Raw genomic sequence first — 11788 nt, forward strand, 5'->3', positions numbered from 1 at the left:
TGATGAATGCTTACGCGGCCTTTGCAGCCTCCGGCTTCGCCCCAACAAAGCTTCACCGGGAGTGGGCACAGACCACGCCGCAGCTTGTGCTCTGCCGACGCGTGATCGACGAGACGCACGATGTGAAAACATTCGTTCTCACACCCGCTTCAGATCGGATGTTCTGCTTCAGCGCTGGCCAATATGTTGTGGTGCACCTGAGGATCGAGGGGGCCGCGGTGACACGCTCCTACTCTGTTTCATCACCGCCGACGCGACCGCTCGACCTGCAGATCACCGTGAAACGGACGCCGGGCGGGCTCGTTTCGAATTGGCTCCATGACAATTTGAAGCCGGGCGATGGGATCGAGATCGAAGGGCCGCTCGGCTCGTTCAATCTCGACGATCTGCCGCATGCAAAGTCCCTCTTCCTTTCAGGTGGCAGCGGGATAACTCCCGTCATGTCGATGCTGCGGGCATTTACCGACCGCGCAGCAAACCAGGATATCCACTTCATTCATAGTGCGAGAACGCCGGACGACATCATTTTTCGGCTCGAACTGGACGCACTTGCCACTCGCTTTCCCAATGTTCATGTGACTTGCATTTGCAGTCATGGAGACCCGGCCTGGACGGGTCCAACCGGGCGAATTAACAGTGAAATGCTCCTGACTTTGGTTCCCGATCTCCATAGCCGCACGATTTTTGCCTGTGGGCCGGAATCCTACATAAAGGCTGCACGCAGCTGCCTCGATGCAATCGGGCTCGCCCCTTCACAGTATCATGAGGAGAGCTTCGGGGGCGGCAACATTTCGCGTTCGCTATCGGATTCAAAGGTTTCGTCTTCGGTCCGCTTCGCCAGCTCCGGCCTTGCATATCATTGCGCGCCCGGAGAGACCCTGCTGGAAGCGGCGCGCCAATGTGGCGTCTATGTCCCAACCGCTTGCCAGCAGGGAGTTTGCGGTACGTGCCGGATCGCCAAGCTGTCTGGCGAAGTCGTCATGGATGACCTAGGCGGACTGACCTTGGAGGACAAATCGGCAGGCTACATCCTGGCGTGCTGCAGCCGCCCACAAGGCGACATTTTGCTTGATCTATAATTGTACCCATCGCGGAACGAAATCGGGCAGCCTTTGCGTTCAACGACCAAGCCATACTACTGCGACCGCACGTGATTAGGTCTCGGAACCCGGATGGGCTCGCCCGATTTCTGGCGCAGCTCACGCTGGGCATCGCAAACGACAAAAGTCCTACCCAGCAATATGCTTGAGCTATCATTCAGCCGTTGCATGGGATCGACCTCGACACAAAGAGGCGCGGCAATTCGGCTCCAGCTACACCGTCGCGGCCGGATCAGGGGCGTTGCGGTTGAGATGAACCGCAATCGAATTACGGTTCACCAGGCGAGCCGCGAGGACACGGTGTTCAAACGGTGCGGTGTCGCCAGCCAGCCTCTTCAAGAGAAGCTCGGCTGCCGTCGCCCCGATCAGATGCGCCGGCTGCGCGATGGCTGTGATACCTTGGGCCACGAACTGCATCCAGTCGAGATCGTCGAAGCAAAGCAGCGAAACCTCTCCCGGAATCGCAAGCTTCAGTGCGGATGTCGCCTCCAGAACGCCTGTCGACATCACACCGTCGGCGGTAAACAGGGCGGACGGCGCATTGCGCATTGTCAGCAGATCGAGTGCCTCCTTTCGGGCTGCCTCGCTGGAATAGACCGCCACGCGGCGGATCAACTGTGGATCCGGCGAAATGCCCGCAGCGCGATGGGCTTCGAGATAACCCAACAACCGTTGCCAGCTTGGATGATGGTAGCGAACGTCGGAGCTGGAGAGATCAGCGTTTGTGACAAAGGAACCAACATCATCGCGTTGGTCCGGCCCGAGTTCCGCCAATATTCCGATGCGGCTGTGTCCGGCGGCGATGATCGCCGCTATGCTGCTACGCGTTACAGAAACGTTATCGACCACGACCGAATCGGTTTCCATGCCCGCCACGATGCGGTCGAACTGCACGACGGGACAGCCGGCCGCGACTGCGTCACGAAGATGATCCGGCTTGTCCAAGAAGGTCGATGAGACGACTAAACCATCGATCTGCTTTTCCAACAGCAGCTGCACCGCCTCTCGCTCGAGTTCGGCATTTTCGTCACTATTCGTAACGATAACCCCGAAGCCGCCACGGCGCGCGACGTCCCCTATTCCGCGCAGCACGCTTGCATAGAATGGGCTTTCGATGTCGCCCACGACAACGCCGATAGTCTGGGTCTTACCGGTGATCAGGCCTTTGGCCAGGCGATTGGGCCGATAACCCAGCGCAGATGCCGCGGCGCGCACCTTCTCCTGGACCTCAGGGCTGCTGTACCCGTAGTCACCAAGCACGCGCCCAGCCGTGGCAGAGCTCACTCCAGCCCGGCGAGCGACTTCGATGATAGTTGCGTTTTTGGATCTTTGAGTCACCCAGCAAGTCCCGCCGACCATGCAACGTCGTGGCGACGAACTAGCGGCAGTTAGGCACGCCCCGCAAGGCCGAACACCGCAGAACCCGCCGCTGCGCACACCATTTGAATCACAGCACCTCCGACAGAAAGCGTCGAAGACGCGGGCTCTGCGGATTGTCGAATAGGTCTTCTGGCCGGCCTGCCTCGACGATCCGCCCCTCGTCCATGAACACGACCTGGTTCGCGACCTTGCGAGCGAAATTCATCTCGTGTGTAACGACCACCATCGTCATCCCGCCCCGCCCGAGGTCGGCCATCAAGTTCAGGACACCTTTGACCAATTCTGGATCGAGGGCGCTGGTGACTTCGTCGAACAGCATAATTTCGGGTTCGAGGGCGAGCGCACGCGCGATGGCCACCCGCTGCTGTTGCCCGCCCGAGAGATTGGCCGGCCGATGGTCCTCACGCTCCAGCAGTCCGACTTCATTTAGCCTCGCCAAGGCCGCGTCATTAGCCTCCTCGCGCGACATGCGTTTAACTTTGCGCAGCGCCAAGGTGATGTTGGCGAGCGCGCTACGGTCGGGGAACAGATTGAACTGCTGGAAAACCATGCCCACGCGCCGCCGGAGTTGGTCAGGGGTCTGCTTGTAGATGCTTTCGCCGTCGAGCAGAATGTCACCGGCTCGGCATTCTACGAGACGGTTGAGGCAGCGCAGCAAGGTCGACTTGCCCGATCCGGACGGACCGATGAGGCAGGTGACGGTCCCGGGCTCCACTTTCAGACCGACGTCATGCAGCACCTGGACGGCGCCGTAGGCCATGTCGATATTTTTGACCTCGATGCCGCCACCCTTGAAGCGTGTGGGCGCTGCTGCAGGCAACGTCGCTGCTCCCGGCACGACGGCTTCGGCAAGCTCGGCGACCTCTTGGAGGCCACTCTGCACGGCGGTTATTCGTTTGCCGACGCGCATGCGCGCGTCGATGTAGTTGACGAGATGGGTCAGCGGCACCGTGATCACGAGATAGAACACTCCGGCCAGCAATAGGGGCGACAAGTTGCCGGTCAGCACAGCCTGGTCCTGGCCGACGCGGAACAGTTCGCGTTCGGAGGCGAGCAGACCAAGGAAATAGACCAGGCTGGAGTCTTTGACATTGCCGATGAACTGGTTGACCAGTGCAGGCAGGACGCGACGGATGCCTTGCGGGATCACCACCAGGCGCATGCCTTGGCCATACGTCATACCGAGAGTGCGCGTGGCGTCGATCTGACCCCGCTCGACGCTCTGAATGCCGGCGCGGAAAATCTCCCCGATGTAGGCTCCGGCGATCAGGCTGAGCGCCAGAATGCCCAGCGGATAAGGCGATGGACCGAACAGATCTCGGCCCAACCGCGCGAAGCCTTGGCCAATGATCAGGATTGTGACAATGGCAGGAAGCCCACGGAAGATATCGGTGTAGACTCGGGCAAGGAGTTTCAGCGGCCGGTTCTCTGAAATCCCCATGACTGCGAGGACGATACCGATCAGCGTTCCGAAAAACGTCGAGGCAAGGGCCAGGATCAAAGTGTTCTTGAGGCCGACCATCACCATGTTTGGCAGAACTTCTGCCATCGCCTGGAAATCAAGGAAGCTGCGGGCGAAGGTATCGAACCAGCTCATATCAAGTCCATCTATAACTCGGCCGGGCACCGTTGCTGACGGGCCCGGCCGGAAACGAAAATGAATACGCGCGAATTCACTTCTTGGGCAGATATTGATCCGGCATCGGAGTGCCCGGGAACCATTTCTCATGCAGCCGTTTCCAGGTGCCATCGTCCATGGCCTTGCGCAGCGCCTTGTTGAGCGCCTCGCGGAAGGCATCGTTGCCTTTCTTGACCACGAACCCGGCCGGCGCATCGAAGGACGGCACGTTCATTGTTATCTTCAGGTTCTTATAGCGCTCCACATACTGCTTGGCGGACTCATAGTCAGTGAAATGGCCATCAATCGTCCCGTTATTCAGCGCCGCCACCGCAGTGTTGTTGTCGGGAAATTTGACAATGTCGCCCTTGAGGTTCTTCTCGGCATAGATTTCCTGCAGCGTTCCCTGGATCACGCCGATGCGCTTTCCGGCGGTGCTCTCATTGCTCGTCAGTGCCGGATCCGCCGAAATGATCGACAGGTAGCCGGCGAGATAGCCGTCGCCAAAATCCACCGTCTTCTTGCGCTGCGCCGTTGTGCCGATGGCGGCGACAGCGACATCGAAGCGGCCGTTGGCAACGGAGGGCAGCAGCGCCGAGAATTCCTGGCCGGTGAAAACGACCTGCTCCTCCTTGAACCCGAGCCGGCGCGCCACATCACGGAAGAGTTCGGCGTCGAAGCCGGTGAAGTTGCCGTTGGCATCGGTGAAGACATAGGGTTTCGCATCGCCCATGGTTCCGACGCTGATCACCGTCGGGTCGATGAGGTTATAACGGTTGTCCGCCGCGTTTGCCTGAGTTGACGAGGCCAACGTGCCAAGTCCTGTCAACAGCGCGATCGTCAGCGCCAGACCGGATTTCAAAAGTAGGCGCCTGCTCGAATTCGTGTGCATGTCTTCTCCTCTTACGATTGGCCGAACTCGGCCTTGCGATCCCACTCGACGTCTCATCTATCAAAACGCTCTTGGACGGCGTTCGGCCAGGAAGGTGAGAACGTTATCATTTTCTCTAGCATTGTCCATTTCTCGCGTCAATTGTTTCGGAGAATTTCGCAGCTAGATGGTTTCCAGTGTTAAGCGTGGGGGATCTTCGGCGTCATCTTTCCTAAGTCGATTGCTGTCGCATGGCCGATTGCCCCGTAGTACCGGCAGGTAGCAGCCGCCGCGTCCGCGGCATGGCCGAGGATGTCTTGAGGCGCCTCCTTCTTAAGCAGGCCGAACAGCGTTCTTGCGATGAAGGTGTCGCCCGCGCCCAGGGTGTCGACGGGTTTGACCAACCGCGCCGGGGTTCGGTAAGAGACGGTGTCGCCGTGAAGCACCGCGCCGGCTCGACCACGAGTCACAAGAACCCACTTTGAACCACATGCAAGCAATTCGGCCGCGATTGCGGCCAATTCCTTGTCGTCGAGACCGTCACCCGAGACACAAGCCAGATAGCAATAGGGTCCAATCTCGCGTCGATGTCCCGGTTCCCGTCGCGTGGAAAAATCATAAGACAACAGTGACTTACTTGATACAGCGGCAACCCACGGGTCCAAACCGCTGGACTGGCCGATGTGGACGGCCTGAAAGCCCGAGAGAAAATCCAGATCTTCTTGCGTCGGCGTAAACACCGAAACTCCGAGATCGAAGTCCAGGAAAATCCGATCGGCGTTGCGGTGACCTATGAGGCAGTAAGCGGTCGCTCCCTCGAGACGCCGCAATCGGGTGATGTCCACGCGCTCCGACGCCAGTGCAGTGCAGATAAGGTCCCCTGCCCGGTCTTTGCCGATCGTTCCGACATAGGCCGATCGCCCGCCGAAGCGGCTGACATAAACCGAGACATTGAGGCAATTTCCACCAGGATACATCTCGTCGCGAGCAAGATAACAATCGACCACGTTATCGCCTATCGCGGCAATCTTGACCATTGCAGGACTTTCAGTTTAAAGGATGTGATAACGTTCGCACAATGGCCGCCCACCTGTCAATTGTGGGCCCGCCCCTAGCTCTGCCAACGAGACGAGGAAGCTCATGATTTCCGCCCTGCCCGCCGACGTGGAACGCGCCCTGACCGCTACGGCGGGCAGGCAGTTTTCGCACCTATTCCTCGTGGCGTGCGGCGGTTCGCTCTCGATCATGATGGCAGGCAAATACTTCGTCGACCGTCACAGCGGCGCATTCGCCTGCGACATCTACAACGCGGATGAGTTCGTCTGCCGAGACCCGCGACGGTTGGGACCTGACGCGCTCGTTGTCCTTTGCTCGCAGACCGGCACCACCCGCGAAACTGTGCGAGCGGCCAATCATGCAAAGGATCGAGGCGCAACGACAATCGGCATGACGCTCGACCAGATATCGCCCCTCGCGCTGGCGGTCGACCACGCAGTCGCCTACCAGGCCTCCTACACGACGGGCAAAGCAATCGATTCAGCCTGCAGCAACTACGGCGTGCTCTATATGTTGCTCGCCGGCCTGATCGATGCTCGGGAGGATGCCGGGCTAACTGCCGATCTGCTGACGAGCCTGAGCCATCTTCAGCCGGCGATCGAGCGTGCGCACCGGACCTATGCCGACCGGTTTCAGGCCTTCGCCCCCCGTTTCGCGCCGCGCAATGCGATCTACACACTGGCCAGCGGTGCCAGCTTTGGTGCGGCCTATTCGTACGCCATCTGCGTGTTGATGGAGATGCAGTGGTACGATTCGCAGGCCATACACGCCAACGAGTTCTTTCACGGCCCATTTGAGGTGGTCGACCGGGATACTTGCTTCGTGGTCTTGCTGGGTTTGGACGAAACGCGGAGCCTTCCCGAACGTGCCCGAGACTTCCTTTTCAAGTACGGCAGCCGGGAAAACGTCCTGGTGCTCGATGGAGCGGAACTCGACCTCAGCGGTATGTCCGAACACATCAAACCCTATCTCGTGCCCTTGGTCTTCTTCGACACGCTTTGGCGTTTTGCCTACGAGCTGGCCGCCCTGCGCGGCCGTCCAATGCTTGAGGGCCGGCGCTACATGAAGAAGCTCACCGACTATTAGTTCCGCCGCGCTCTGCAGCCATCCAACAACTCCCAGCCCGGCTTCTGCGAAGAAGGATTTCTCTATGACCGCATCACCAAAGCCGCGCCATGTTGTTGTTATCGGCGCGGGCATCTTCGGCATCTCTTCCGCGTTGCACCTTGCTCGTCTTGGCCTTGATGTAACGCTTGTCAACGACGGCGCGCCAGCCAACGGTGCATCCGGCCGTTCACTTTCCTGGCTGAACTCAGCGCGACGTGCGGACACTGCCTACCACCGCTTGAGGCTTGCAGGCATCGACCGTTATCGGACCCTGGCCGCCACAAGGCCGGAAACGGGATCGTGGCTTCGCTTTGACGGCGGCCTCACCTGGGATGCGGATGACGAGACGAACCAGATCGCGTCCGTCTGCCAGTTGGAGCAGGATATTGGTTATGACGCGCTTCTGCTCGGCCCTGCCGAAGTCGGTGCAGTGGTGCCCGGCGTCAACGCGAGCGCAATTACCCCCCAGGGTGCCATCTTCAATCCCGGCGAAGGATGGGTTGACCTGCCGTCTTTGATCAGTCTGCTGCTCAATGAGTTCCGCTCCAGCGGCGGCAAGTTTGTTCGGGACGCTGGACGCGTCCGGATAGATGCCACAGGTGGTCGCGCGCGTGGCGTCGTCACTGCCGACGGTGTGCCGGTAAAGGCGGATGCAGTGGTCCTTGCGGTTGGGCCAGCGACGCCTATCATGCTCGCAGAGATCGGAGTTCGTGTCCCCGACGCCACGCCAATTTCACTTCTCTTGAAGACCAAGCCGATCAAGACCGAGCTCCGTTCCGTGCTGAATACGCCCCGCGTGGCGGTTCGCCCGACGCCGGATGGCGCACTTGTTTTGGATTCGGCGTGGTCGGAGGAAGAAGTCGCGGTCAACTCTGACGGAACCTACACCGTGCACGACAAGACCGTCAAAGGACTGCTCGATGAGGCTAGTGCGGTGCTCGAGGGCAATCCGCGGCTCCAACTCGCTGCCTATGCAGTTGGCCCGAAGCCCATCCCCGGCGACGGCGAGCCAGTGCTTGGCTGCGTCGAGACCGTTGCCGGACTTCACGTCGCCTTCAGCCACAGCGGCGCCACGCTTGGATTGATCGTCGGCGAATTGCTTGCCAAAGAAATCGCCTCTGGCAATCCGCATCCCATGCTTGCAACGTTCCGCCCTAATCGTTTCAGCTGAAAGGGCAATTTGGGGCAAGGCCGAACTGTCCAGATGGGTCGCGGGCCTGGGGAAGAGCCGCGTGATCAGGTTGTCGTGCTACGGCAACAGAGACGGCGAGAGATCGGCGCTGCGCGTCCAAGCGCGAACGCTCGAAGAAGAATGCCCCGCAAACTAGGGTCAGATAGCCACTCGCGATCCACTGGAGTGCGCTAACCGCGACAAGTTGCGCAAGCTTCCGCCCGCAAAATCAGACACTGCGCATAATCAGAAGCCGTTGCTCCAGAACGATTTCACCTTGTCAAGAGACGGCCCGCCTTGCGGCGTGCGAGGGGTCGGCAATGACTTGACCAAGCCTTGACCAAGGGTCAGGATTGCGCCTATCGTCGCGTGCAAGAGCGATTGTCGAGCAATCCACACTCAGCTCGGCAATGAACACGGCTCACCACGTTGACCCGACGCGCGCAAGGACAGGAAATGACCATCACGGTGAAAGTTGGCGAGGCCAAAACGCATCTCTCGGAACTGCTTTCAAGGGTAGAAGCCGGCGAGGAGGTGATTATTTCGCGCGGCAATGATCCCATCGCTAAACTGTCGCGGATTCAACGCCGCAACGATGTCGAAGCCGTGATCGAAGAGATCAGCGCTGCCCGCGCCCGCGCCAAGCCCGTGACGCAGGACGAAATTCGGGCCTGGCGCGATGAAGGGCGCCGCGCTTGATGGCGATCATCGTCTGATGCCTTTCGTTGTCGACCTTTCCGTGGCGGCTGCCTGGATTCTTCCCGATGAAGACAGCGAGGCGGCGGCCGCCCTGATGCGACGATTGCCGGGAGCAACCGCGCCTGTCCCTTCCCTGTTCTGGCACGAGGCGCGTAACGTCGTATTGATGGCCGAGCGGCGTGGCCGCATCGCGGCGGGCGAAGCTGCCACCACCATGGCACGGCTGCGCCGATTGCCGCTGGAGGACGCCGGCGGCGGGTCGGACGGCGCAGTGCTGACATTAGCGGCTTCGCACGGGCTCAGCGCCTATGACGCCGCCTGTCTGGCGCTGGCAATCGAAACCGAGTTGCCGCTGGCCACCCTCGATCGGAAGCTCGCACTTGCCGCACGCCGCCAGGGACTCCAAATTCTCGGGCCGCTCGCGAATGGCAATTGACCTCTTCGCTCGGCCACCTGCCTATGTTATTCGACGTGCAGAAGTCTTTGACGCTCTCGATTCCGTGCTGACTCTGGACCTCCGCGACTTTCTCGCCGAAGAAACCCGAGAAGATCGGAGGTAGACCGCACCGAAGAGTCTCTACCTTGTTGGAATCAGATGCAGTGCAGACTTCCCGCCCTTCACGGCCGCCGCTGACAGCTTGTGACAGCTTGCGGTCAAAGCTGGCAAGTTGGCCGCCGCGCGCCTTGGCAAGCGCGAGAAGGTGCGTAGCCGTCACCTGCGCCGAGGTCAGGATTTTGGCTGCATCAATGTCGCCGGAGCCAACCAGGCTCACATCGTCGGGCCAGAAGCTGTGCCCGTGCAGGGTCCGCAACTTGGTAACGATTCGCGCAACAACAGCTGGTGAGCCGGGAGAATTGGGATATCTTTGGTTGCCGACGATGCGCAGGACGCCGTTTTCGGTGATGGGACACGTAGCCATGCCGAGTTACCGGTCTCTTCGAACTCCATGCGCGTCGTCATGGGCGACGTGGCCAGGATCTATCAGTGCGATCAGCACATTGACATCGAGCACGTTACGGCAGTTCGTCTCGCAAGGCGTTGACCGTCTCAAGCGTGACGGGAGGTGCATCCGGCCGAGGCGACAGAAGAGGGATCCCGTTGCGCTCGCCGCCGGCTTGAGGCCGGCGCAGCGAGCGCCGGGCGAGATCGGTGATGACCTCGCCGAGGCTGCGATCCTGCTGCCGGGCCATGGCCTTGGCCGCGACCAGGACATCGTCATCGATCGCCAGTGTGGTTCTCATGTTGCCCTGCTTGGTGCGCATCAACATCACGCATCATATAAAATAGCGACGTCGGATACTCAACCGGTGCGAATACCCGGCGGACTTGGCGTGAACGCATTTTGTGCCGGAAGGATCGTCGCTTCACGGCTTCAACCTTTGTATGCGACGAGAACTGCGCCCGCTGCAATCAGTGAAACGCCAAGCCAGTTCGGCAGGGACAATTGTTCACTGAGGAAACCCACTCCGAATACTGTGTCAAGCGCGCCGCTTAGCCTGGCGTCACCGAGCAACTCCCCCCATAATGCAGCATCAGGGCTGCGGTCACATATCTTGATTGTGTTTGCTGACCTCAGCCAGATCCAGCCACGTCGACAACGGCCTTGATCAGACCGGACTTCTGCTGCGCCCAGATTGCGATGTCGCGTGGGCTGTCGCGCAGGGTGGTGCGATGGGTGACGAGTCGGTCGATTGGTATTTTTCCAGCGCGGATCGAGGCAATGACGTGCTGGAAATCGCCACGCGTCGCGTTGCGACTGCCGATCAGCATCATTTCCCGCTTGTGGAACTCTGGATCTGAGAAGGTTATGTCATCCGGCACGACGCTGACCATCACCATGACGCCACCATGGGCAACATAGGCAAAGGCAGCCTGCATCGAACGGCTGTTTCCCGTTGCGTCGAAGACGACGTCGAAACCTGCTCCCGCAGTTCGCTCCGCTATCGTTTCGGCGATCGATCCCTTCGACGCGTCGATCACCAGGAAGCCCAATTGCCTTGCGGCAAAGGCCAGCCGCTCGGCATCGACGTCCATGACGGTCACGTTGAGTTGCGCTATGCGCGCAAAAAGCGCGGTGCCGAGGCCGATCGGCCCGGCGCCGATAACCAAGGCGCGAATGCCCGGCCCCGCCATGGATCTGCGGACCGCGTGAGCACCGATGGCCAGAAACTCGACCGTGGCAGCCTCCACCGGTGACAGGCCGGCCGCTGGTATCAAGTTCTGCGCCGGCACGAGAATCTGCTCGCTCATGGCACCGTCACGGTGCACGCCAAGCACCTCGATCGACATGCAGCAGTTCGGCTTTCCCTGGCGGCAGGCGGCACAATTTCCGCAGGCAAAATAGGGGTTGACGAGGATTTGCTCTCCAACCGACAGGTCCACCGGCGCGTTGATTGCCGCGATTGTTCCCGAAACCTCATGGCCCATGACGCGCGGATAGGCGAGATAAGGATGTCTGCCCTCGAAGATGTGGTAGTCGGTTCCACATATCCCGACATAGGCGACATTGATCAGTGCCCAGCCTTCGGGTGGAGTGCCTGGTGCCTGCTGCCCCTCAAACACCAGCCTGCCCGGCTCAGCGCATCGCACGACTTTGATGGTGGGGCCCATGACTATAATTCACCCCCTTGCTAAGCTGGAGTCCGGCAACAGGAAGTGGTGCGGGGGGGGAAAACCCCCGCCCCCGGGGGGGTGACCCCAAAGCCGTGGACGTATTCACCGGCCCCCCGACCGCGGCCGGGTGCCCAAATGCGGCCACCGGGTGCCCCCCGCTGGGCGGGACCCG

The 11788-nt window shown here is 60.3% G+C and carries 11 protein-coding genes and 2 pseudogenes; 5 read left to right on the forward strand and 8 right to left on the reverse strand.

Annotated features, from left to right (window positions below):
• The first annotated feature begins 2 nt into the window (after window positions 1–2).
• Window positions 3–1079, forward strand: coding sequence for an FAD-binding oxidoreductase (locus tag NKH93_RS23750; RefSeq protein ID WP_352972335.1), 1077 nt, complete (start codon window positions 3–5; stop codon window positions 1077–1079).
• A gap of 234 nt (window positions 1080–1313) precedes the next feature.
• Here NKH93_RS23750 and NKH93_RS23755 read toward each other — a convergent pair whose 3' ends face one another.
• The 4 genes from NKH93_RS23755 to NKH93_RS23770 form a co-directional block, all read right to left on the reverse strand.
• On the reverse strand, window positions 1314–2459 hold the full coding sequence (locus NKH93_RS23755; RefSeq protein WP_352972337.1) for a LacI family DNA-binding transcriptional regulator: 1146 nt from the start codon (window positions 2457–2459) through the stop codon (window positions 1314–1316).
• Between the two features lie 88 nt (window positions 2460–2547).
• Window positions 2548–4077, reverse strand: a complete 1530-nt coding sequence (locus NKH93_RS23760) for an amino acid ABC transporter permease/ATP-binding protein (protein WP_352972362.1) — start codon at window positions 4075–4077, stop codon at window positions 2548–2550.
• 76 nt (window positions 4078–4153) lie between these two features.
• Window positions 4154–4990, reverse strand: coding sequence for an ABC transporter substrate-binding protein (locus NKH93_RS23765; protein WP_352972339.1), 837 nt, complete (start codon window positions 4988–4990; stop codon window positions 4154–4156).
• Window positions 4991–5169: 179 nt separating this feature from the next.
• Window positions 5170–6006, reverse strand: a complete 837-nt coding sequence (locus NKH93_RS23770; protein ID WP_352683779.1) for a PfkB family carbohydrate kinase — start codon at window positions 6004–6006, stop codon at window positions 5170–5172.
• Between the two features lie 103 nt (window positions 6007–6109).
• On the opposite strand from NKH93_RS23770, the gene NKH93_RS23775 reads away from it, so the two are divergent.
• The 4 genes from NKH93_RS23775 to NKH93_RS23790 all read left to right on the forward strand — a co-directional run bounded on the left by NKH93_RS23775 (window position 6110) and on the right by NKH93_RS23790 (window position 9438).
• A complete protein-coding gene (locus tag NKH93_RS23775; RefSeq protein WP_352972343.1) occupies window positions 6110–7111 on the forward strand; it encodes an SIS domain-containing protein in 1002 nt (333 codons plus the stop codon).
• 64 nt (window positions 7112–7175) lie between these two features.
• Complete coding sequence (locus NKH93_RS23780) at window positions 7176–8303, forward strand: NAD(P)/FAD-dependent oxidoreductase (RefSeq protein WP_352972346.1); 1128 nt, start codon at window positions 7176–7178, stop codon at window positions 8301–8303.
• A 456-nt stretch (window positions 8304–8759) separates the two neighbouring features.
• On the forward strand, window positions 8760–9002 hold the full coding sequence (locus tag NKH93_RS23785) for a type II toxin-antitoxin system Phd/YefM family antitoxin (protein ID WP_352467423.1): 243 nt from the start codon (window positions 8760–8762) through the stop codon (window positions 9000–9002).
• 16 nt (window positions 9003–9018) lie between these two features.
• Window positions 9019–9438, forward strand: a complete 420-nt coding sequence (locus NKH93_RS23790; RefSeq protein WP_352972349.1) for a type II toxin-antitoxin system VapC family toxin — start codon at window positions 9019–9021, stop codon at window positions 9436–9438.
• Between the two features lie 141 nt (window positions 9439–9579).
• Here the strand turns inward: NKH93_RS23790 and NKH93_RS23795 are convergent.
• From NKH93_RS23795 to NKH93_RS23810, 4 genes and pseudogenes are all read right to left on the reverse strand, one after another.
• Window positions 9580–10072 (reverse strand): annotated as a pseudogene (locus tag NKH93_RS23795) (TA system VapC family ribonuclease toxin).
• Window positions 10017–10244 carry a CopG family transcriptional regulator gene (locus NKH93_RS23800; protein WP_352569963.1) on the reverse strand — a complete coding sequence of 76 codons (228 nt, stop codon included), beginning with the start codon at window positions 10242–10244 and terminating at the stop codon, window positions 10017–10019. The pseudogene NKH93_RS23795 and the gene NKH93_RS23800 overlap by 56 nt, the downstream one beginning before the upstream one ends.
• A 131-nt stretch (window positions 10245–10375) precedes the next feature.
• A pseudogene (locus tag NKH93_RS23805) lies at window positions 10376–10477 on the reverse strand (EamA family transporter); the annotation flags it as partial.
• A 98-nt stretch (window positions 10478–10575) separates the two neighbouring features.
• On the reverse strand, window positions 10576–11601 hold the full coding sequence (locus NKH93_RS23810; protein WP_352972365.1) for a zinc-binding alcohol dehydrogenase family protein: 1026 nt from the start codon (window positions 11599–11601) through the stop codon (window positions 10576–10578).
• Window positions 11602–11788 lie beyond the last annotated feature (187 nt).

This window comes from Mesorhizobium sp. M0954 (genome assembly GCF_040319155.1).
Lineage (GTDB): Bacteria > Pseudomonadota > Alphaproteobacteria > Rhizobiales > Rhizobiaceae > Mesorhizobium.